Below are 23,336 nucleotides of genomic sequence, written 5' to 3'. Positions count from 1 at the left end.
GTGAGTCCGGTTCCCTTTTCGGTTAGAACTTTCAATTTAATTTTTTCAATCCTAATAATCGTTTAGCAAATGAAGATTGTCATTGCTAATAAATCTCATGCAAAATTTGCAGAGGTTATTTGTACAACTATAGAAGAATCTGCCAAAGTTCGTGGTACAGGTATAGCGCGCCGTACACCAGAATATGTGATTACCAAAATGGAAAATGGTAACGCAATTATTGCGCTAGATGGTGATAAGTTTGCCGGCTTTTGTTATATAGAAACCTGGAGTCACGAGAAATACGTTGCAAATTCAGGTTTAATTGTGCATCCCGATTATAGAAACCAGGGACTTGCAAAAGATATCAAAAAGGCAGTTTTTGAGTATTCTAGAAAGCGTTTTCCAGAAGCTAAAATTTTTGGAATTACTACAGGCTTAGCCGTAATGAAAATAAATTACGAGTTAGGATACCAGCCCGTTACTTTCTCTGAACTTACAGATGATGAAGCTTTTTGGAAAGGCTGTCAAACTTGCAAGAACTACGATATTCTAACCCGTACCGAACGTAAAATGTGCTTATGTACAGGAATGCTTTACGATCCTGAAAAGAAGAAAAAGGATAGAAAAAAGCATGACTTAAATGATAAAACATTTACACGACTAAAAAATATAAAACAAAGCCTTTTTTATAAAAAGGAAAAAAATAACCTAGATTAAAACTTACCAATAAAAATGAAAAAAGTAGTTATTGCCTACAGCGGCGGATTAGATACTTCATATTGTGCAAAATCATTGTCTAATGAAGGTTTCGAAGTTCATGCAGTAAGCGTGAATACAGGAGGATTCTCTAAAGAAGAAGTACAAAGAATAGGAGACAACGCAAAGAAAATAGGAGCAACTACCTATAAGAATATCGATGCCGTATCTTCTTTCTACGATAAGGTAGTAAAGTATCTTATTTTTGGTAATGTTTTAAAAAATAACACCTACCCACTTTCGGTAAGTGCAGAACGTATTGTGCAAGCGATCGAAATTATAAATTATGCTAAAGAGATTGGGGCAAAATATATCGCACATGGTAGTACCGGTGCTGGTAACGACCAGGTGAGATTCGATATGATCTTTCAGATCATTGCTCCAGAAATTGAAATTATCACTCCAATTAGAGATAAGCAATTAAGCCGACAGGAAGAGATCGATTATCTAAAGGCAAACGGAGTAGAAATGAACTGGGAGAAGTCTAAATATTCAGTAAACAAAGGACTTTGGGGAACCAGTGTTGGTGGTGCTGAGACTTTAACTTCTCACGAGCCTTTGCCAGAATCTGCATTTCCATCACAACTTTCAGAAAAAGAAGTTGGTAAAATTAGTTTAAGTTTTACAAAAGGAGAACTTACGGCTATTAACGATAAAGAAGATTCGCCAGAAAATAACATTCAGATTCTTGAAGAGATCGCTAAAAAATACGCGATTGGAAGAGATATTCATGTTGGGGATACCATTATTGGGATTAAAGGTAGAGTAGGTTTTGAAGCTGCTTCTGCAAGTATCATTATTAAAGCGCATCATTTATTAGAAAAGCATACGCTTAGTAAATGGCAACTTCAGCATAAAGATTATGTGGCGAATTGGTACGGAACGCATTTGCATGAAGGCCAATATTTAGATCCTGTAATGCGCGATTTTGAGGCTTTATTGCAAAGTTCTCAGGAGCGAGTAACCGGGAAAGTTTTTGTAAGCCTGCATCCTTACCGATTTGTTTTAGACGGAATTTCATCTCCATACGATCTAATGAACAGCAATTTTGGTAATTACGGAGAAGAAAATAAAGCCTGGACAGCCAACGATGCTAAAGGATTTATCAAAATTCTATCAAACGCTGGTAAGATTTACCAGTCGGTAGAAAATAACTAATCACAAAATTAGCATGAGCATGATCAAAGCAGGAATAATTGGCGGCGCAGGATATACAGCAGGAGAACTGGTTAGAATTTTAACGTATCACCCGGAAGTTGAACTCGATTTTGTCTATAGTACATCAAGACCAGGAACTCCGGTTTCAGGAGTGCACCAGGATCTCATTGGGGAAATCGATCTATTATTTTCAGGAGAAATAAATACTGAAGTTGATGTCGTTTTTCTATGTCTTGGGCATGGAAATTCTGTAAAGTTTTTAGCTGAAAATAAGTTCTCTAAAAACACGAAAATCGTTGATTTGAGCACCGATTTTAGAATGGATGGTGATCACGATTTTGTTTATGGATTACCTGAATTTAAAAAAGATGCGATCAAAACAGCGAATTTTATCGCAAACCCTGGTTGTTTTGCCACGGCTATAAGTTTGGCCATTCTTCCGTTGGCAAAAGCTAAGAAAGTTGAAGACGAATGGCATGTAAATGCAGTTACTGGAGCTACTGGAGCCGGAGTATCACTTTCAGCAACCACACATTTTACCTGGAGAGATAACAATTTTTCAGCTTATAAGTCTTTTGAGCATCAGCATTTAAATGAAATTGGGCAAAGTCTAAAATGGTTGCAACCCGATTTTGATTCGACTGTAAATTTTATTCCGAATAGAGGAAATTTTTCCCGCGGAATACACGCAACTGCCTACACTAAATTTACTGGTAGCCTTGAAGATGCAAAAGCGATCTATACAGAACAATATAAAGATGCAGCTTTCACTTTTGTGACCGAAGAGAATATTCATCTTAAACAAGTAGTGAACACCAATAAATGTTTGCTGAAATTAGAGAAATTCGGCGATAAATTATTAATCACGAGCGTGATCGATAATTTACTAAAAGGAGCATCTGGACAGGCGGTACAGAATATGAATTTAATTTTTGGTTTGCCAGAGGATTCAGGATTACACATTAAAGCCAGTTATTTCTAAACCAAATTTCTAAAACTTAAACCATGAAAATAGCCATTATCGGTGCTGGGAATTTAGGAAAGTCCATCGCAAAAGGACTTATCGTAAATAATGCCTTTACCACGCTTTACCTAACCAAAAGAAATACTGAAGCCATAAAATCTTACGAAGAATATTCTAAGGTTACGGTAACTTCAGATAACCAGGAAGCAGTTAAAAATTCAGATATTTTAATTTTTGCCGTTCAACCCCAGCAATTAGAACGAATTCTGGAGGAAATTAAAGACTTGCTTACAGATAAGCACGTGCTTATTTCAACAATTACAGGTTTTAAAATCGACAAAATCGAGTCGATAATTGGCCAGGATCAGTTTATCATTCGTGCGATGCCTAATACGGCGATCGCTGTTGGAAAATCGATGACATGCATGTGTTCTAACGAAAAAGGGGAGAAGCGTATCGCTATTGCCGAGGCTATTTTTAATCGTTTGGGAACAAGTATTATCATTAAAGAAAATAAGATGCAGGCTGCTACGGTAATTTGTGCCAGCGGTATTGCCTTTTGGATGCGTTTAATTAGAGCAACTACGCAGGGTGCCGTACAACTTGGCTTTGATGCCAAAGATGCACAGGAACTGGCAATGAATACCTGTTTAGGAGCTGCGAGTTTACTGGTAGAATCTGGCAAACATCCAGAGGAAGAAATTGATAAAGTAACTACGCCAAAAGGTTGTACCATTGAAGGTTTGAACGAGATGGAACACAATGGTTTAAGTTCTTCTTTAATTAAAGGTTTACAGGCATCTTTCAAAAAAATAAATAACATTTCAGAACAATAAATATGGAGCTTTTTGATGTTTATCCATTATTTGATATCACTCCCGTAAAAGGTGAAGGCACTTATGTTTTTGATAACGACGGAAAAAAATATCTTGATCTTTACGGTGGTCACGCCGTAATTTCTATAGGACATTCGCATCCTGCTTATGTAAATGCGATCTCTAACCAGGTTCGTAATCTTGGTTTTTATTCTAATTCAATCAAAAATCCATTGCAGGTAGAATTGGCCGAAAAATTAGGCAAGTTATCCGGTTGTGAAGATTATCAGCTGTTTTTATGTAATTCAGGTGCCGAGGCTAACGAAAATGCTTTAAAAGTAGCATCTTTTGCTACAGGGAAAGATCGTGTGATTTATTTTGATAATGCTTTCCACGGAAGAACTTCTGGAGTGGTGGCTGTTACCGATAACGAGAATATTAAAGCACCATTTAATAAAGGTCATAAAATCACCAAAATCGCCTTTAATGATGCTGAAACTTTAGCTTCGGAATTACAAAAAGGAGATGTTGCTGCCGTTATTTTTGAAGTGATTCAGGGAGTTGGTGGTTTGGATGAAGCTACAACCGAATTCTACCAGCAAATTGAAAAACTAGCCAAAGAAAATGGGGCGATGATCATTGCAGACGAAGTTCAGGCGGGTTATGGTAGAACAGGTGACTTTTTTGCCTTTCAGAAGCATAATATTCAACCGGATATCATTTCTATCGCAAAAGGAATGGGAAATGGATTTCCAATAGGTGGTGTTTTGATCGATAAAAATATTGCTCCAAAATATGGAATGTTAGGAACTACTTTTGGAGGAAATCATTTAGCCTGTGCTGCAGGATTATCGGTATTAAATATTCTTGAAAAAGAAGATTTAATGCAGAATGCTTCAGCGATGTTCGATTATGTTAAAGAGCAGGCAAAAGAGATTCCGCAGATAAAAAATATAAAAGGTCGTGGATTAATGATTGGTTTAGAATTCGACTTCGAAATCGCCAATCTTAGAAAAGATTTGTTGTTTGTGCACCAAATTTTTACAGGATCTGCCGCCAACAAGAATTTACTTAGAATTTTACCACCGCTTAATATCGAGAAAAAGCATTTTGATAACTTTTTCAAAGCTTTAAAGATCAGTTTAGCAAATTTAAAAGATTAAAAATATTATGTCATTCCGTGCTAGACACGGAATCTCATTATTGTAATAAATAAGTATACTAATGAGATTGTGAAACAAGTTCAGAATGACAGGAACCAAAAACCAACTAATTTCAATGAGACATTACACAAGCGTTCACGATATCGAAAACCTTGATGAATTAATACAGGAAGCCATTCAGCTTAAAAAAGAAAATTCAGCCGCCAGTTTGGGGAAAGGAAAAACTTTAGGCTTGTTGTTTTTTAATTCCAGTTTGCGTACGCGTTTAAGTACAGAAAAAGCTGGCCGACTTTTAGGAATGGAAGTGCTTACGATGAATGTTGGTGCAGATGGATGGGCATTGGAATTTGAAGATGGAGCGGTAATGAATTCAGATAAAGCAGAGCATATTAAAGAAGCTGCTGCGGTGTTGTCGCAATATTGTGATGTAATTGGTGTACGCGCTTTTCCGGGATTAAAAGATAAGACTAAAGATGAAGAAGAGCAGGTAATTACTGCCTTTACAAAGTTTGCGAGTGTGCCGGTTGTGAATTTAGAAAGTTCTACCGGGCATCCTTTACAGGCTTTAACCGATGCGATTTCGATAACCGAATTAAAGAAAAAAGATAAATTAAAAGTCGTTTTGACTTGGGCGCCACATCCAAAAGCTTTGCCGCAATCTGTACCGAATTCTTTTGCTGAAATGATGCAGAAAATGGATGTGGAATTTTGTGTTGCAAATCCTGAAGGTTACGATCTAAGCGATCGCGTTTTAAATGATACTAAAGTTTATCACGATCAAGACGAAGCTTTAAAAGATGCCGATTTTGTTTATGTGAAGAATTGGAGTAGTTATGAGAAATACGGAGAAGTTTTATCTACAGATTCAAATTGGACGTTTTCGAAGGAAAAATTAGCACTTACGAATGACGCAAAAGTGATGCATTGTTTACCGGTAAGACGAAATGTGGTGATTGCAGATGAAGTTTTAGACAGTGAAAATTCCGCTGTAATTCATCAGGCAAATAATAGAACTTACGCCGCTCAGGCTGTTTTAAAACGAATTCTGGAAACACTGGATTAATGCAATGATTTGTTGATGCGTTAATTTGATAATGGCATGATTTGAAAATGAGTGTCACTTCGAGTGATTTTATTGAAGCGATAGCGTAATATAAAATTGTATCGAGAAGTCGGGCTGAAAGCTAATAGCTGAAAGCCAAACATTAACTACTAATTACTAAATAAATGAAACCACTAAAAGTTGTAAAAATAGGAGGGAAATTGATTGAAGATTCCGCCAAATTCGATGAATTCCTAGAAGATTTTAAAAACCTGGAAGGACATAAAATTCTGGTGCATGGTGGTGGAAATATGGCAACTCAGATTTCAGAAAAATTAGGTTATGAAACCAAAATGGTCGATGGTCGCCGAATCACAGATGAAGATACGGTAAAAGTGATCACTATGGTTTATGGCGGATTGATAAATAAAAATATCGTTGCGAAATTACAATCGATGGAAACCAATGCAATTGGTCTTTGCGGCGCCGATGGACAAAGTATTCTTTCGGTAAAAAGACCGGTTAAAAACATCGATTATGGCTTTGTAGGGGATATCGAAAAAGTGAATGCCGACTTTATCGGAGCTTTGCTAAATGACGGAGTAGTACCGGTTTTTTCAGCAATTTCATGTACTAAAGATGGAGTGCTGCTAAATACAAATGCCGATTCGATTGCTTCTGAAATTGCTCGTGCAATGAGCAAATCTTATGAAACCGAGCTGTATTATTGTTTTGAAAAGCAGGGAGTGCTTGCAGATGCTTCAGATGACGAATCGGTTATCAAAGAAATAGATTTTCTTCAGTATAAAACGCTGGTAGAAAAACAGGTAATCACCGATGGAATGCTACCTAAACTTCAAAATTGTTTTGAGGCTTTAGATCAGGGTGTACATAAAATTCATCTTGGAAATCACCAATCTTTAAAAGAAAATACAACGCATACAAAAATTATTCAGTAATGGAAATTAAAGCACTTCAGCAGGAAGCACTTCAATTACTTCAAAATCTAATAGAAACGCAATCATTTTCTGGCGAAGAAGATCAAACAGCACATTTATTGGAGCAATGGTTTGTTCAGCATAAGATTCCGCATAAAAGACATTTAAATAATGTTTGGGCAACCAATAAAGTGTTCGATGAAGCAAAACCTACTTTGCTTTTAAACTCGCATCACGATACGGTGAAACCAAATGCTGCGTATACTAACGATCCTTTTAAAGCTGAAATTCGCGATGGAAAATTATTTGGATTGGGGAGTAACGATGCTGGTGGTTGTTTGGTTTCATTATTGGCGACTTTTACCTGGTTTTATGATCGTGAAGATCTAAATTATAATATCATTTTTGCCGGTACTGCAGAAGAGGAAACCAACGGGAAAAACGGAATTGCCTGTATGTTGCCTATCATGCCAAAAGTAGATGTGGCGATTGTCGGGGAACCAACGCTGATGGATCTGGCCGTTGCAGAAAAAGGTTTGGTGGTTTTTGACGCGGTGGTAAAAGGAACGCCATCACATGCAGCGCATCCCAATAACGATAATGCGATCTATAAAACTGCTGAGGTTTTAAAATGGTTTGAGGGCATTAAATTTCCTGAAGTTTCTAAGCAATTAGGCGAAGTGAAATTAACCGTAACCCAGATCAATGCCGGGACGCAACATAATGTAGTTCCAGCCAAGGTAGATTTGGTGATCGATGTTCGTGTGAACGATTGTTATTCTAATCAGGATATCAGTGATTTTTTACAGGATAATGCTCCGGTAGATAGTATCGAGCCAAGGTCGCTAAGATTAAATTCGTCTAACATTCCGTTAGATCACGATTTGGTGAAAGCAGGATTAGATTTGGGAATGAAAACTTATGGTTCTCCAACATTGTCTGACCAGGCGATGCTAAAATGTTCTTCGTTAAAGTTAGGGCCTGGAGATAGCACAAGATCACATTCTGCAGACGAATTTATTTACGTGAATGAAGTAGAAGAAGGAATAGAAAAATATATCGCCCTCTTAGAAAAGGCGTTGAGATGATAATATTATTTTTGTCATGCCGGACTCGATCCGGCATCTCATCCTGATTGTGTGAGATCCTGAATCAAGTCCGCCTGCCGGACGGACAGGTTCAGGATGACATCAACTAAAATCCAATTATATTATTAATTGGGGAAACTTAAAGAATTACGAAATGAAACTTTGGGATAAAGGAATAAGCATCGATAAAAAAATTGAAAAGTTTACGGTTGGTAACGATCGTGAACTGGATATGTATCTTGCTGAATATGATATAACAGCTTCTAAAGCACATGCTAAAATGCTTGGAGAGATCGGTATTTTGGAGAAAGATGAAGTGCCAGCTTTATTAACCGAATTAGAAAAACTTCAAAAACAAGTTGAAAACGACGAATTTGTGATCGAAGAAGAGTTTGAAGATGTACATTCTAAGATCGAATTTGAGCTGACCAAAGTTTTAGGCGATGCAGGTAAGAAAATCCATACAGCAAGATCTCGAAACGACCAGATTTTAGTGGCAATGCAATTATATTTCAAGGAAAATCTAATCGAAATTCGTCAAAAAACGGAAGGGTTAATAGACATTCTTTTAGGTCTTGCAGAGCAATACAAAGAGAAATTACTTCCCGGTTATACGCATTTGCAGGTAGCCATGCCTTCTTCTTTTGGTTTATGGTTTTCTGCTTATGCTGAAATTCTTATCGATGATCTTTTTCAGTTAGATGCTGCTCTAAAAGTAGCCGATCAAAATCCGTTGGGTTCAGCTGCGGGTTATGGTTCTTCTTTCCCGATAGATCGTGAATTTACCACAAAAGAATTGGGCTTTAAAACCTTAAAATACAACTCGGTTGCCGCACAAATGAGTCGGGGAAAATGTGAGCGTACGGTAACTTCAGCAATTGCCGGATTAGCCAATACATTGGCACGTTTTTCAATGGATATTTGCTTGTATATGAGTCAGAATTTTGGTTTTATCAGTTTTCCGGATGAATTAACTACCGGAAGTTCGATCATGCCGCATAAAAAGAACCCTGATGTTTTTGAATTAATTCGTGGGAAATCGAATAAACTTCAGGCAATTTCAACAGAAATGGTTTTAATCACTAATAACCTGCCAAGTGGTTATCATAGAGATTATCAGTTAATCAAAGAAAACAGTATAACTTCAGTAGAAGGAATAAAAGAGATCCTGGATATATTCTCCTATTCAATTTCGCAGATCATCGTTAAAGATATAGATCTTAATGACGAGAAATATAAATACCTGTTTACGGTAGATAGTATTAACGATTTGGTGATCGATGGCGCGAGTTTCAGGGATGCTTATAAGGAAATAGGAGGGCAGGTGCAAAACGGTACGTATAAACCGGGAGAAGGAAGAAAACACAGCCATTTAGGAAGCAAGGATAATTTGGCTTTAGATAAAATTGCAGCCAAGAAAAAGCTTTAAGATTGATCGATTTTAGCCTTCAGTTAACCGATGAACAGATTCTTTTAAAACCTATGGAATCTGAAGATTTTGATGAGATTTCAAAACTGACTCAGGATCCGGCCACGTGGTTTTATTTCACCTCAGATTTATCGAATCTTGAGGTTTTGAGAAATTGGATCGATTCAGCAGTAATAGACCGGAAGAATAAGAAGCGATTGGCTTTTGTGATTATTGAAAAAGTTTCGGGTAAAATTATAGGCTCTACAAGTTTTGGGAATTATTCTGAAAGGGATAAGCGTATCGAAATTGGCTGGACCTGGCTGGGGAAAGATTTTCAGGGAAACGGATATAATACTCAGGCAAAAGAATTATTGCTGAACTATTGTTTTGAAGTTTTAGAGTTAGAGCGGGTAGAAGCAAAAACAGATGTCTTGAACAAAGCGGCCAGAAAGTCTTTACTGAAATCTGGTTTTACAGAAGAAGGTATTTTGCGAAGTCATACACTTATGACGAACAATCGCCGTCGCGACACGATTTATTTTAGTGTTTTAAAAAGTGAATATTTTGCATAAAAAAAGGAGCTAAAATTCGATAATTTTAGCTCCTTTTTAAATATATAATTAAGATTAAAGTTCTAATTAAATAATGGTCATTTGACCAAAATTCAGGTTTTCGTCGTTGATATTATTTTCAGATTCGCTAATTAATCCTTCAAGGAAATCTCCAACTTTTTCAGTGCTGTAAGGATTATCTTTATTAATATCTTCAGTACAAACATTCAATTTAATACTTGTAGCCACTGCCTTTCTAATCACATCACCTTCTTCCACAAGACCAAAATGATCTAATAACATTGCTGCGGAAAGAATCGATGCTACAGGATTGGCAATTCCTTTACCGGTAGCTTGTGGATAAGAACCGTGAATTGGCTCGAACATCGCATTATCGCCACCAACCGAAGCTGAAGCTAATAAGCCGATACTTCCACCAATAACACTGGCTTCATCAGAAATAATATCACCAAACATATTTTCTGTAAGAATTACGTCAAATTGTTTAGGGTTTAAGATCATTTGCATGGCAGCATTATCTACGAATAAGAAATCTAATGCTACATCCTGATAATCCTCAGCAATTTTCTTAACCGTTTTTCTCCAAAGTCGGGAAGTTTCTAAAACATTGGCTTTATCAACTAAAGTTAGCTTCTTACGACGTTGCTGTGCTGCTTTAAAAGCCAAATGCGCCATTCTTTCGATTTCTTCAACAGAGTAGGTACAAATATCTGTAGCACTTTGTCCGTCTTCGCTTGTGCTTTTTTCACCAAAATAAATTCCGCCAGTAAGTTCTCTAAAGATCGTTAGATCTGCACCCTGAATTCTTTCAGGACGAAGTGGCGACTGGTCGATCAATTTCGCATAAGTAGTTACCGGGCGAATATTTGCAAAAAGACCAAGTTCTTTTCTAAGTTTTAGAAGCCCTTGTTCTGGTCTTACTTTTGCATCTGGATTGTTGTCATATTTAGGATGCCCAATTGCACCAAATAAAACAGCATCAGATTTTTTACAAAGATCTAAAGTAGCTTCTGGAAGCGGATTATCTAAAAGATCTATAGCAGCAGCACCTACGATAGCATCTTCGAATTCGAATTCGTGATCAAAACGATCTGCGATAGCTTTAAGTACTTTTATAGATTGCTGAGTGATTTCTGGACCAATTCCGTCTCCGGCTAATACGGCTATTTTTAATTTCATAATATTTCTTCTCTAAAAGTTTTAGATTCAGGTTTACTGAATCGCAGCTTCACGCATTTGCGTTTGTTTCTCTTCAAATTTCTTAATGGCATCTAATTTACTCACTAAAAAGTCGATATCGTCAAAACCATTAATTAAACAGGTCTTTTTATAAGGATCGATGGCAAAATTTTCAGATTTACCACTGCTTAACATTTCTATCTTCTGGTTTTCAAGATCAACTTTAAAGCTTTCTTTGTTATCTTTTTTGATTGCCAGAAAAAGTTCATCTAAAAATTCAGGAGAAACCTGAACAGGCAATAAACCATTATTTAAAGCATTTCCTTTAAAAATATCTGCAAAGTAACTGGAAACAACTACTTTAAATCCATAAGCTTTTAAAGCCCATGCTGCATGTTCTCTACTAGAACCACAACCAAAGTTGTTTCCTGCAATTAAAATTGAACCTGAATATTGATCCTGATTTAAAGTAAAATCCTCTACCGGTTTTCCTTCTTTATCAAAGCGCCAGTCTTTAAAAAGATTTTCTCCAAACCCTGCTTTATCGGTTGCCTTAAGGAAACGTGCAGGAATAATTTGATCTGTATCTATATTTTCGACCTCTAATGGGACGGCTGTATCTTGTAATGTGGTGAATTTTTCCATTAATTCAAACTTTTTGTAAAGTCGGTTATTTTTCCGGCTACGGCTGTTGCTGCTGCGGTTAGCGGGCTGGCCAAGATCGTTCTTGAACCTTGTCCCTGTCTTCCTTCAAAATTACGGTTACTGGTAGAAACACAATATTCTCCTTCCGGAATTTTATCATCGTTCATTGCTAAACAAGCGGAACAACCCGGTTGTCTTAATCTAAACCCAGCTTCTTCAAAAACTTTATCTAGGCCTTCTTCCTGAATTTGAGCAGCAACCTGTCTACTTCCAGGAACGATTAAAGCATTTACATTTTCTGCTTTTTTCTTCCCTTTTATATAACTGGCAGCCATTCTGAAATCTTCGATACGGCTATTGGTACAACTACCAATAAATATATAATTAATAGGTTTATCAATTAAACTTTCACCTGGTTTAAAGCCCATATAACTTAAAGCTTTCGCGTCACTTTTACCACCTTCAACAGGAATTGCTCCAGTAATCTTGATTCCCATTCCAGGATTGGTTCCGTAGGTGATCATTGGTTCGATATCTTCAGCATCAAAAGAATATTCCTGATCAAACTCGGCACCATCATCGGTTCTTAAAGTTTCCCAATAGGCTTTCAGTTTATCGAATTCTTCTCCTTTTGGAGCAAATTCTCGTCCTTCAACATAATCGTAAGTGGTTTGATCTGGCGCTATAAGTCCGCCACGAGCTCCCATTTCGATACTCATATTACAAACCGTCATACGGCCTTCCATAGACATGTTTTCAAAAACATCTCCGGCATATTCACAAAAATAACCAGTACCCGAATTGGTTCCCAGTTTACTAATAACATAAAGAATAACATCTTTTGGAGTTACTCCTTTCTTAAGTTCACCATTTACATTTACGCGTAATCTTTTTGGTTTTTCTACCAATAAACATTGAGAAGCGAAAACCTGAGTTACCTGGCTGGTACCAATACCAAAGGCAATGGCACCAAAAGCACCATGCGTAGAAGTATGGCTATCACCGCAAACCATGGTTTTCCCTGGTTGCGTAATACCAAGTTCTGGAGCCATTACGTGAACAATCCCGTTATAAGGATGTCCCAAACCGTAAAGCGTAATATTATTTTCTTCGCAATTTTGCGATAATTCTTTTAATTGTTTTCTAGACAATAAATCTTTAACCGGTAAATGCTGATTTTCTGTAGGTGTGTTGTGATCTGCAGTCGCAACGATTTTATTTGGTCTAAAAACAGGAATTTCACGCTCTTTTAGTTCGTTAAAAGCCTGCGGACTAGTAACCTCGTGAATTAAGTGTTGATCGATATATAAAATATCCGGACCATCCGGAATAGACTCTACCACATGGGCATCCCAAATTTTATCGAAAAGGGTCTTTTTCATTTATTTAAATTTTAAAACACAGCGCAAGGGCTGTGTTAATATAAGCTTCAAAACGAAACCTAAAATTATATCGTTAAGCGATTGCTTTCATTTTCTTTTTAGAGATCTCCATGATCTCGTGAATATCGTTATCTAGCACTTCTTTCTTCATATCTGCATAATTAAGAAATTCAGCATAAACAGTATCCAATTCTAATTTTGTAAGATTATAGCCTACTTTTTTAGCCTTATAAGCTAAAGCCGCACGACCACTACGAGCTGTTAATATAATTGCAGATTCTGTTACCCCTACATCTGCAGGATCGATGATCTCGTAAGTCTCACGATTTTTAATTACTCCATCCTGATGAATACCAGAACTGTGAGCAAAAGCATTTGCACCAACAATCGCTTTATTTGGTTGTACAAACATTCCCATTTCTCTAGATACCATTTTACTTAATTCAAATAGTAATTTTGGGTTGATATCTGTATTAAGATTTAAAGTTGGATGTTGGCGAAGAATCATTACTACTTCTTCTAAAGCGGTATTACCTGCGCGCTCACCAATACCGTTAATAGTACATTCGATTTGACGAGCTCCGTTAGCTACACCCGCAATAGCGTTTGCCGTAGCTAAACCAAGATCATTATGGCAGTGGCAAGAAATGGTAACATTATCGATGCCTACAACATGATCTTTTAAATATTTTATCTTTTTACCATATTCTTCAGGAAGGCAATATCCTGTAGTGTCTGGAATGTTTAAAACTGTAGCCCCTGCATTGACGACCTCCTGGCAAACCTGTGCTAAAAAAGCATTATCGGTTCTACCGGCATCCTCAGCATAAAATTCAATATCATCTGCAAAATTTTTGGCATAAGCAACAGCCTCTACCGCACGCTCTATAATTTGATCTGGCGTAGCATTAAATTTATATTTTATATGAGAATCTGAAGTTCCTATTCCTGTATGGATACGAGGTTTTTTTGCATATTTTAAAGCTTCAGCAGCTACTTCGATATCTTTCTTAACAGCTCTGGTGAGTCCACAAACGGCAGCGTTTTTTACGATTTTTGAAATTTCGGTAACCGAGTTAAAATCACCGGGACTAGATACAGGAAATCCGGCTTCTATAACATCTACACCCAACTCGTCCAGCCTTGCCGCAATTTTTAATTTTTGTTCTGTATTAAGTTTACATCCGGGAACCTGCTCACCGTCTCTCAAAGTTGTGTCAAAAATTTCTACCTTTTCTGCGCTCATAAGAGTTTTTTTTTGCTTTATCTTTAACTAAAGTATAATAAAGCCTAATGCTGGCGCAGTGAACGCACTAAAGTGTTACGATAATTAAATCAGTTATATTTTTGTAATGTATCTGATTTTCAATTATTTAAAAAGTATCTTGTTACAATGACCAACGATTTAACGGATAACCTATTTTCTTTAATTAAATCACTTTCTCCTTCAGAAAAAAGACAATTTTCGCTGTATGTTGGAAGAATTGGAGTGAATTCAGATAGTAAATTTCTTAACCTGTTTAAGATTTTAAGTAAGCAAAAGAAGTATGATGAAGAATTAGTGCTAAAAAACACTAATATCACCAAGCAGCAATTATCAAATATTAAAGCACATCTTTATAAGCAAATCTTAATTAGTTTAAGGCTGAATCCTGCGCACCAAAGTATTCCTATACAAATACGTGAGCAGCTGGATTTCGCTATTATTTTATACCGAAAAGGGCTTTACAAACAAAGTTTAAAACTTTTGGATAAAACTAAAGCTACCGCTTTGGCTTACGAAGAAAAAAATCTTGCTTACGAGATTTTAGAACTCGAGAAGATTATAGAGTCACAATATATTACCAGAAGTATTGAAAACAGAGCCGAAATATTAATAAAGCAAACCGAAGAACTTACTAATCTTAATCAGATCTCCAGTAAGTTATCTAATTTGTCACTTCAATTATACGGCATTTTCCTAAAAATGGGATATGCCCGTACAGAAGAAGAAGCGGCTACAATTAATAAGTATTTTGAAACGCATTTACCAGAATACGAATTTGCAGATTTAGGATTTAAGGAGAAATTGTGGCTTTTTCAGGTGCATTTATGGTATAGTTTTATTACTCAAAATTTCCTAAATGCCTTTAAGTATTCTTCAAAATGGATCGATCTTTTTAACGATAATCAGCATTTAATCCCGGTACACCCGGTTTTCTATTTAAAAGGGAATCATTATTTGCTGGAGTCTTTATTCTATTTAAACCATACCACTACGTTCGAGAAGGTTTTACATCGATTTGAGGATACGCTTAAGAATCCAAAGATTCCAGATGACGATAATATCGCCTCACTTTCCTTTTTATATTTATATGAAAATAAGCTTAATCTTAGGTTTATGAAAGGCGAGTTTCACGGTGGCGAAACTTTAGTTGAAAAAATCGATCAAAAAATTAAGCGTTTTAAAGGGAAAATCGACGAGCATCATATTATGGTGTTTTATTATAAAATAGCATCGCTATATTTTGGGGACGGAAATAATAAAAAATGTATCGAATATTTAGGGAAAATCATTCAGAATAAATCTTTGGAAATGCGTGAAGATTTAATGTGTTTTTCACGTATTCTTAGCCTGGTGGCGCATTACGAAGCGGGAATGGATTATCATTTAGAACGACTTATTAAGTCAACCTATAAATTCCTGATCAGGATGAACGATCTGCACGAGGTTCAAAAAGAAATGATCAAATTTTTAAGGAATCTTCCAGATGTTAGTCCGCTTGATATTAAAGACGAGTTTAGAAAACTGCATGCAACCCTTAAACAATACGAAGATCATCCTTTTGAGCGTAGGGCATTTTTATATTTAGATATTATTTCGTGGTTAGAAAGTAAAATCGATAATCGCCCGGTTGCAGATGTGATCAAAGAAAAAGTAAATGATTATGCACGCTAAAAAGTTATAATTTGGTTGAAGAAAGAGCCGATTTAAAACATATCTTACAATTAAACCTGGCGGTTATAATTATTAGCACGTCTGGAACTCTAGGAAGATATATCGAATTAAGCCCTTTTCTTATCATTTTTTTACGATCGTTTATTGCAATTTGGGCGCTACTAATTTTTTGTAAGATTAAAGGTTTTAAACTGAATTTTTCTAACAAAAAGGATCTTTTAAAAGTTCTTTTTGCGGGAATTTTGATGTGCGCACATTGGCTCACATACTTTCAATCTTTAAAATTATCTAGTGTAGCCATTGGGATGCTTTCCATTTATACCTATCCGGTAATTACAACATTTCTAGAACCACTTATTCGAAAAACAGGTTTTAATAAAATACATCTGTTTTTAGGGATTTTGGTGTTATTTGGAGTCTATTTTTTGGTACCAGAATTCAGTTTGGATAATCAACAAACTATAGCAGTATGTTTTGGTGTAGGATCGGCTTTTTTATATTCACTTCGGAATATTTTAATGAAACAGCAAGCTTCAAAATACAATGGATCGGTCTTAATGCTGTATCAAATGTTTGTGGTAAGCACACTTTTGACTCCGGTTTTGTTCTTTTTCGATCTATCGGTCATTCCGTCGCAGTTAGCGCCAGTTTTAGTCTTGGGATTATTAACAACATCTGTTGGGCATACGCTTTTAGTGAGCAGTTTTAAATATTTTTCAGCAACAACAGCAAGTATTATTAGTAGCGCACAGCCTATCTACGGAATTTTACTCGGTTATTTTATTCTGAATGAAATTCCGTCGATAAATACTGTGATTGGCGGACTATTAATCGCGACCGCTGTTTTTACTGAAATTTTTAGAAGTTTTAAAAAGTAAGCTGAAATTATACAATCTTAGCTATTATTTTTTCGATCCATTTTTTTATTCAATTCTAAGCAGGCATTGATAAGTGCAAGATGAGTTAGAGCCTGCGGAAAATTCCCAACCTGTTCACCACTTTTGCTTATCTGTTCACTAAATAATCTAAGCGAATTTCCGTAGCCTAAAATCCGTGAAAAATTTTCAGCTGCTTCTTCCAAACGATCGCCCAGCGCAAGGCATTCAATATACCAAAAAGAGCACATGGTAAATGTCCCTTCTTCACCTTCTAAACCATCTGTGTCGGTTTCTGCAGCGCGATAGCGATACACCAAAACATCATATTTTAATTCTCGCTCTACGGCTTTCATAGTTTTTTCCCACTTCTCGTGATATTTATCGATAAAATGAAGAATTGGCATAAGCAGTACCGAAGCATCAATTTCATCTGATCCTTTATGCTGAACAAATGCTTGTTTCTCTTCATTCCAAAAATCGGCGTAAATGCTATCTTTTATTTGCTGTCTTACTTTCTCCCATTTTTCTTTTGGAAAATCAAGATCATTACCTTCAGCAAGTTTAATTCCGCGATCTACAGCCACCCAACAGGTTAATCTGGAATGTAGAAACTCTTTTTTATCTCCTCTAATTTCCCAAATTCCGCGATCCTTATCTTTCCAGTGCTCACATACATATTCTATATGATGCTTAATGTTTTTCCAGAAATCTTCTTTTATTGGGCCATCGTGCAAATAATAAACATATACAGCATCGATAAGCTCGCCATAAATATCTAATTGAGTTTGATTTTTTGCTTCATTCCCAATTCTTACCGGTTTGCTGTTTTTATAGCCATTAAAATGTTCTAAAGTTGTTTCGTCTGGCGGAGTTTTACCATCGTAAGTATATACCAACTCCATTTTATCTTTAAAGCAATATTTCTCTACCCATTTAAAAAATGAAGTCGCTTCTTCTTTAAAACCGAGTTTTAAAAAGGCATACATAGCAAATGCAGCATCGCGAATCCAGGTATAGCGGTAATCCCAATTTCTTTCGCCACCAATCTTCTCTGGTAATCCAAATGTTGGTGCAGCGATAAGGCTTCCTTCTTTATGAGAAGTCAGCAATTTTAGAGTAATCGCAGATCTTAAAACAGTTTCTACCCAGCGACCTTTATAAGTAGATTGGCTAACCCATTTTCGCCAATATTCGTTACTTTCTTCAAGATAACTTTCACCAAAAGATGGCATATTTTGCTGTTGCTCTTCAGATAAATGGAAATCGGTTAAGATAAAGTAAGCCGATTCTCTTTCAGCTAAAGAAAATTCAGAAAAACCATCGTCCATCGAGATGTATAGATCCTGGCAACTATTTAGGCATAAAAAATTATTGTCTCCCGTAGAAAAACAAATTTCTTTGCCTTTTTGTGTGGCCTTATGCCTGGTTTCGGCGTGATTAAATCGTGGGTTGCATTTTACCCGGTAAGAAATATCACCATAAGTTGTTGTGACCTTTCTTAAGAGTTTAAATTTATGATCTTTTTCATCGACCACCATTGTATCACAAATCTCACCCATACCATCCTTAGACGAAAATCGTGTAATTAACGTGGCGGTATTGGTAAGATAAAATTGTTTGTATTCCAGGTTTTCGATAAGTGGTTCTATGGCAAAACAACCACCTTTATCTTCATCTAAAATAGTGGCAAAAACAGTGGGCGAATCAAAATTTGGGAAACACATGAAATCGATGTCTCCCTGTAACGAAACAAGTGCTGTGGTTTGTAAGTTCCCAATAAATCCGTAATTATTAATCTTGGTAAATTTTCTTTTCTGCATGAAATCTTCGGATAGTAATTTTTTATCCAAATTACTTCAAGAAAGGATGATTTGAAAATCTTAATAATGCCTTTGTGAAAGATTTAATATCGAAAATCGAAATTTTAAAACAAGTTTTTGAAAAGAAGGAAAGTCTTAAGAAGTGTTGAATCCTTGTTATTGCTGCGGTTTATTTAGAAGATAAAAAATAGAGAAGTGACCAGAGATTCAATTTGAAAATATGCCGATGTGCTAATTCGAAAATTATTCTCTAAGCTATAGGTTAAGATCGTTGATTTTGGAGATGTTTTTTTAATGTTGAAGGCTGACTACTGAAAGCTGAAAAAATCAATTTGAAGATTTGTTGATGTGCTAATTCGAAAATTATTCTCTAAACTATAGGTTAAGATTGTTGATTTTTGAGATGCTTTTTAAAATGCTTAATGCTGACCGCTGAAAGCTAATAACTGTAAACCGTCAACTGTCAACTGAAAACTAAAAAACTAAACACAAGCCTTCCAAAGCGGCTCATCTGGGACTTCAGCAATTACTTTTACAGGTTCATTTTTTACAGGATGGATAAATTCTAATTTACGAGCATGTAAATGAATCCCGGCATCTTTATTACTACGATCAAATCCGTATTTTAGATCACCTTTTATAGGACATCCAATCGCCGAAAGCTGACTGCGAATCTGGTGATGTCTCCCGGTTTGTAGGTCGATTTCCAATAAAAAATAATTGTTCAATTCCTTCAAAATTCGATATTCTAAGATCGCTTTTTTACTATCTGGAACTTCATTTTTATGAGCGAAAGATTTATTTTGTTTTGGATTGCGTTTTAAGTAATGCACTAAGACATCCTTATCTTTTGGTGGCCGATTTTTTACCACCGCCCAATAGGTTTTTTTAGCATCTTTTTGCTGGAATAACTTATTGAGTCTTGGTAGCGCTTTAGAAGTTTTAGAAAATAGAACAATTCCGCTTGTTGGCCGATCCAAACGATGCACCACACCAAGATATACATTCCCTGGTTTGTTATATTTTTCTTTTATGTACGATTTTACCACCTCACTAAGTGGCTTGTCGCCGGTTTTATCACCCTGTACGATATCACCCACACGTTTATTCACGATGATCACGTGATTGTCTTCGTGTAAAACCTGTAAATTATCTTTGTTAGAAAGTAACTTATCTGTCGCCATTATTTTTTAGGATAAATACATTTAAAATATTCACAAACGATCACCATATTTTCATCAAATTCAATTTCGGGAATATTTTGTTCTCTGCAATAATACGCTTTATGTACCTTTTTCCAATACGCTAAAGATTTATCTCCTTCACCTTCAATTTGGGCAAATTCAGGTGTAATTTTATTGGAGGGTGTAAATTCAATTTTTTCGATCTGGATCACGGCTTTTGCAACTCCGTCCCAATTGGTAACGATAAAAAGATCACCTGGTTTACTAAACTCAATATTATTGCTTTTAAACCATTTTAGAGAAGACGCTGTTGCTTTTTTTGTTCCTTCAAGAACCAGATCTGCACATTCATTAGCGTCTTTTAGGTTATCGCAGAAATAGAACGACTCCGGAATTCCTTTTTGCTGAAAATGAGGCTGATTTTCAATAAAATTACCCCACATTTTTTCAACCGAAACATAATTCTTAGCAACCCGATTTTCATGTTCTGTTTTCATCAGAATTATTCTCGGGTAAAATCGCTAATCAACTTTTTATGCTGCGGAAATTTTTGCGTGAGCGAATCTCGATTAGCAAGTGTAAAATCTTCAAAATCGAAACCTGGAGCCACAGTGCAACCCACAAACGAAAAATGATTTGGCTGAATAACTTTCGCTGCAAACCAATAATTTCTAGGAACTACATATTGCGGAACTTCTCCATTTTCAAGATCTCTTCCAATTTTTATTTCTGAAAGTTCTCCAGAAGGCGAAATGGTATATAAAAGAAGAGGTGAGCCATCGTAAAAATGCCAAACCTCTTCCTGATTTATTTTATGAAAGGCTGAAAAATTCTCTGAAGTCAGCAGAAAGTAAATACTGGTCGAATAATTTCTTTCGGTTTTAAAAGCTTCAGGCAAAGCATCAGCTTCAATAAGATCGGGGCTTCGATAAACTTCCTTAAAAAATCCACCTTCTGGGTGAGCCTGTAAGTTTAAGCGATCGATTATTTTTTCCGCAGTATTCATTTAGTAGAAACCTTTTCAGTAAAGAGTTTTAATATTGCTCTTCTTCAGAAGGGAAATCACCACTTTTCACATCTTCAGCATAACGCTGAAATGCGCCCGTCATTTCGCTATAAAGATCCAAATATCTACGTAAAAATCTTGGATTGAACTCTTTGGTCATTCCCAACATATCGTGAACCACCAATACTTGGCCGTCACAACCGTTACCAGCACCAATTCCGATTACAGGAATACTGATACTTTCAGCAACTTCTTTAGCTAATTTGGCAGGAACTTTTTCTAAAACAACCGCAAAACATCCTAGTTTTTCTAAAAGTTTTGCATCAGATTTTAGCTTTTCAGCTTCTTCATCATCTTTTGCACGAACGGTATACGTCCCAAATTTATAAATAGATTGAGGGGTTAAGCCTAAATGTCCCATTACAGGAATCCCAGCGTTTAGGATACGTTTTATAGACTCTTTAATTTCTTTACCACCTTCAAGCTTTATGGCATGCGCTCCACTTTCTTTCATAATTCTTATAGAAGATCGTAGTGCTTCTTTTGGATCACTTTGATAGGTTCCAAACGGAAGATCTACCACAACCAAAGAACGGCTAATTGCGTTTACTACACTTGTTGCATGATAGATCATGTGATCTAAAGTCATAGGCAAAGTAGTTTCGTAACCTGCCATCACATTACTGGCCGAGTCGCCAACAAGTATGGCATCGATACCTGCACCATCCATAATTTTGGCCATAGAGTAATCGTAAGCCGTTAACATAGAGATTTTTTCTCCACGTTTTTTCATGTCTACTAAAGACTTAACTGTAATTCTTTTATATTCTTTTTTAGCAACAGACATTAATCTAGATTTTTATATGCGTAAAAATAGGGTTTTAATGAGAGACTAATTAAGATATTGTCAAGAATTTGGGAATATGAAACCTTAAAATGGATTATTGAAATAAAAATCCAAAGAAACATATAGTGCGTAAATAATTGAGATTAATGTAATGATCCAATTCAAACGCCTAATAATTACTTTGCTAATTGCGAAAACAATAAATCCTATAATTAATAAAACCATGGATAAATGTAAGGTATAATAGCTCCATGATTCGCGCTGGGAGGCATATAGGTGTTATAAGCTAAGAAAAATGAAATTATAGCTGTAAAACAAATAATTTGAAAATTAAATTTCCAGGAATTCAATTTATTTTTCGTGATTTTCATTTTTTAGGTTTAGAAAAAGACTTTCCAAAAGTTCACCATCATCGCCATGATATTGCCAAAACATGGCACCGCCTAAATTTTCGGTTTTAATAAATTCAATTTTCTTTTCGATAGAAACCGGGTCGTCGTAAGTAATAAAAATCTGGTCTACATCATTCCATAAATAAGGAGCCTGTGCTGCTTCATCCCAATAACGATGGTATTTTCCAGATCGTAAACTGTCTTTTAAAGAAGTATAATTTAAAGAAAAAGCCTGTCCGTTTGCCGGTTGATACAAACCATTATTTTCAGGATTAACTTTTCTCCATCCGCGACCATAAAAAGGAACTCCAATAATCAATTTTGAAGGAGCTACACCAGCTTCGATATAATTTTTAATAACCAAACGTGTACTCTGATTTTGATTTTTAGTAGTAGCTGCTGAAGTTAATAAATTGGTATGATGCGATGTTGAAGCATCCCAATCACCGTGATAATCGTAGCACATAATATTAATGAAATCTACATTTTTAGCTATTTTCGAGATTTCGATGTTTTGTAGATACTCTGAGTTTGAAGCGGTAGCGACCGATAATAAATAGCTATGATTGGTTTTTGCTGAAAATGAGTCTAATTTTTGTCGAATTTCAGCTAATAGTAATGTGAAATTTTCCTTGTCTTGAGGTAAAAAGGTGCTAGCACCATTGTTTTTAGGAGATTCCCAGTCTAAATCGATGCCATCTAACTCATATTTCTTTAAAAATTGAAGTGTACTCTGGGCAAATTGTGCTCTGGTACTATCGCTTGCAGCTATTTTAGAGAATTTTGAAGCATTTGCCCATCCACCAACCGAAATTAGAAGTTTTAAGGATGGATTTTTAGACTTTAAAGATCTAAGTTTTTTAAATCTCTTGGGATCATTTTCATCTGCAATGCTAATTTTTCCTTCTTCAATTTTAGCAAAAGCATAGTTTAGATGTGTTAGTTTTTCAGCATTTACAGGTGCTTCAGCTTTATCCATTAAATCGCCAAAAACATAGCCAATAAGTTTGTATTCTTTCTTGTTAGATTGCTGGGCAACAAGAAGATTTCCAAAGAAATATATCATTAAAACGAAGATATACCTTGTTGTTTTCATTAGGCTGATGTTCTAGAATGTTCTAAATTTAGAAAAAATATATGCGAAGTTTGGTAAAGCTTGGCAATCTTAACGTTGTT

At 35.9% G+C, this 23,336-nt stretch carries 22 protein-coding genes; 12 read left to right on the top strand and 10 right to left on the bottom strand.

Translation table 11 applies throughout. From position 1 onward, the window contains the following. Positions 1-69: 69 nt before the first annotated feature. From IIF7_RS02955 to IIF7_RS02910, 10 genes are all read left to right on the top strand, one after another. Positions 70-699 carry a GNAT family N-acetyltransferase gene (locus IIF7_RS02955; RefSeq protein ID WP_084840186.1) on the top strand — a complete coding sequence of 210 codons (630 nt, stop codon included), beginning with the start codon at positions 70-72 and terminating at the stop codon, positions 697-699. A 15-nt stretch (positions 700-714) separates the two neighbouring features. Continuing rightward, positions 715-1,896, top strand: a complete 1,182-nt coding sequence (locus IIF7_RS02950; protein WP_084840185.1) for an argininosuccinate synthase — start codon at positions 715-717, stop codon at positions 1,894-1,896. A gap of 19 nt (positions 1,897-1,915) precedes the next feature. After that, positions 1,916-2,878 carry an N-acetyl-gamma-glutamyl-phosphate reductase gene (gene argC, locus IIF7_RS02945; protein WP_084840184.1) on the top strand — a complete coding sequence of 321 codons (963 nt, stop codon included), beginning with the start codon at positions 1,916-1,918 and terminating at the stop codon, positions 2,876-2,878. Between the two features lie 23 nt (positions 2,879-2,901). Then, positions 2,902-3,696, top strand: coding sequence for a pyrroline-5-carboxylate reductase (gene proC / locus IIF7_RS02940; RefSeq protein WP_084840183.1), 795 nt, complete (start codon positions 2,902-2,904; stop codon positions 3,694-3,696). A 2-nt stretch (positions 3,697-3,698) separates the two neighbouring features. Then, positions 3,699-4,838: an aspartate aminotransferase family protein gene (locus IIF7_RS02935; protein ID WP_084840182.1), complete on the top strand. Its 1,140-nt coding sequence runs from the start codon at positions 3,699-3,701 to the stop codon at positions 4,836-4,838. Positions 4,839-4,953: 115 nt separating this feature from the next. Continuing rightward, positions 4,954-5,901 carry an N-acetylornithine carbamoyltransferase gene (locus IIF7_RS02930; protein ID WP_084840333.1) on the top strand — a complete coding sequence of 316 codons (948 nt, stop codon included), beginning with the start codon at positions 4,954-4,956 and terminating at the stop codon, positions 5,899-5,901. A 164-nt stretch (positions 5,902-6,065) separates the two neighbouring features. Beyond that, the gene (gene argB / locus IIF7_RS02925; RefSeq protein WP_084840181.1) at positions 6,066-6,839 is read left to right on the top strand and encodes an acetylglutamate kinase; all 774 of its coding nucleotides are present in this window, start codon (positions 6,066-6,068) and stop codon (positions 6,837-6,839) included. Next, positions 6,839-7,906, top strand: coding sequence for a M20 family metallo-hydrolase (locus IIF7_RS02920; protein ID WP_084840180.1), 1,068 nt, complete (start codon positions 6,839-6,841; stop codon positions 7,904-7,906). The genes argB and IIF7_RS02920 overlap by 1 nt, the downstream gene beginning before the upstream one ends. A 154-nt stretch (positions 7,907-8,060) precedes the next feature. Continuing rightward, positions 8,061-9,335 carry an argininosuccinate lyase gene (gene argH / locus IIF7_RS02915; protein ID WP_084840179.1) on the top strand — a complete coding sequence of 425 codons (1,275 nt, stop codon included), beginning with the start codon at positions 8,061-8,063 and terminating at the stop codon, positions 9,333-9,335. Positions 9,336-9,337: 2 nt separating this feature from the next. Further along, complete coding sequence (locus IIF7_RS02910; RefSeq protein ID WP_217806673.1) at positions 9,338-9,889, top strand: GNAT family N-acetyltransferase; 552 nt, start codon at positions 9,338-9,340, stop codon at positions 9,887-9,889. A gap of 66 nt (positions 9,890-9,955) precedes the next feature. Here the strand turns inward: IIF7_RS02910 and leuB are convergent, their stop codons facing one another. The 4 genes from leuB to IIF7_RS02890 all read right to left on the bottom strand — a co-directional run bounded on the left by leuB (position 9,956) and on the right by IIF7_RS02890 (position 14,341). Beyond that, positions 9,956-11,068, bottom strand: a complete 1,113-nt coding sequence (gene leuB / locus IIF7_RS02905) for a 3-isopropylmalate dehydrogenase (RefSeq protein ID WP_084840178.1) — start codon at positions 11,066-11,068, stop codon at positions 9,956-9,958. 33 nt (positions 11,069-11,101) lie between these two features. After that, the gene (leuD, locus tag IIF7_RS02900) at positions 11,102-11,713 is read right to left on the bottom strand and encodes a 3-isopropylmalate dehydratase small subunit (protein WP_084840177.1); all 612 of its coding nucleotides are present in this window, start codon (positions 11,711-11,713) and stop codon (positions 11,102-11,104) included. Then, positions 11,713-13,095, bottom strand: coding sequence for a 3-isopropylmalate dehydratase large subunit (leuC, locus tag IIF7_RS02895; protein ID WP_084840176.1), 1,383 nt, complete (start codon positions 13,093-13,095; stop codon positions 11,713-11,715). The genes leuD and leuC overlap by 1 nt, the downstream gene beginning before the upstream one ends. A gap of 73 nt (positions 13,096-13,168) precedes the next feature. Continuing rightward, positions 13,169-14,341 carry a 2-isopropylmalate synthase gene (locus IIF7_RS02890; protein ID WP_084840175.1) on the bottom strand — a complete coding sequence of 391 codons (1,173 nt, stop codon included), beginning with the start codon at positions 14,339-14,341 and terminating at the stop codon, positions 13,169-13,171. Positions 14,342-14,488: 147 nt separating this feature from the next. Here IIF7_RS02890 and IIF7_RS02885 point away from each other — a divergent pair, with 147 nt between their 5' ends. Together IIF7_RS02885 and IIF7_RS02880 are read left to right on the top strand one after the other, a co-directional pair. Continuing rightward, positions 14,489-16,033: a hypothetical protein gene (locus IIF7_RS02885; RefSeq protein ID WP_084840174.1), complete on the top strand. Its 1,545-nt coding sequence runs from the start codon at positions 14,489-14,491 to the stop codon at positions 16,031-16,033. A gap of 11 nt (positions 16,034-16,044) precedes the next feature. Beyond that, entirely contained in the window at positions 16,045-16,911 is an 867-nt protein-coding gene (locus tag IIF7_RS02880; protein ID WP_084840173.1) for a DMT family transporter, read from the top strand. A gap of 17 nt (positions 16,912-16,928) precedes the next feature. Here IIF7_RS02880 and IIF7_RS02875 read toward each other — a convergent pair whose 3' ends face one another. From IIF7_RS02875 to IIF7_RS02850, 6 genes are all read right to left on the bottom strand, one after another. Then, positions 16,929-18,731, bottom strand: a complete 1,803-nt coding sequence (locus tag IIF7_RS02875) for a glycoside hydrolase family 15 protein (RefSeq protein ID WP_084840331.1) — start codon at positions 18,729-18,731, stop codon at positions 16,929-16,931. Positions 18,732-19,213: 482 nt separating this feature from the next. Then, positions 19,214-19,915 (bottom strand): RluA family pseudouridine synthase, encoded by a 702-nt coding sequence (locus IIF7_RS02870; protein ID WP_084840172.1) that lies wholly within the window; start codon positions 19,913-19,915, stop codon positions 19,214-19,216. Beyond that, a complete protein-coding gene (locus IIF7_RS02865) occupies positions 19,915-20,412 on the bottom strand; it encodes an ASCH domain-containing protein (RefSeq protein WP_084840171.1) in 498 nt (165 codons plus the stop codon). The genes IIF7_RS02870 and IIF7_RS02865 overlap by 1 nt, the downstream gene beginning before the upstream one ends. A gap of 5 nt (positions 20,413-20,417) precedes the next feature. Then, on the bottom strand, positions 20,418-20,921 hold the full coding sequence (locus IIF7_RS02860) for a cupin domain-containing protein (protein WP_084840170.1): 504 nt from the start codon (positions 20,919-20,921) through the stop codon (positions 20,418-20,420). 28 nt (positions 20,922-20,949) lie between these two features. Further along, positions 20,950-21,768 (bottom strand): 3-methyl-2-oxobutanoate hydroxymethyltransferase, encoded by an 819-nt coding sequence (gene panB, locus IIF7_RS02855; protein ID WP_084840169.1) that lies wholly within the window; start codon positions 21,766-21,768, stop codon positions 20,950-20,952. 351 nt (positions 21,769-22,119) lie between these two features. Next, on the bottom strand, positions 22,120-23,256 hold the full coding sequence (locus IIF7_RS02850) for a glycoside hydrolase family 18 protein (RefSeq protein WP_084840168.1): 1,137 nt from the start codon (positions 23,254-23,256) through the stop codon (positions 22,120-22,122). Between the last annotated feature and the right edge of the window lie 80 nt (positions 23,257-23,336).

Source organism: Zunongwangia atlantica 22II14-10F7 (assembly GCF_002094855.1).
Taxonomy (GTDB): Bacteria; Bacteroidota; Bacteroidia; order Flavobacteriales; family Flavobacteriaceae; genus Zunongwangia; species Zunongwangia atlantica.
This window is presented reverse-complemented; position numbering and strand designations above follow the sequence as displayed.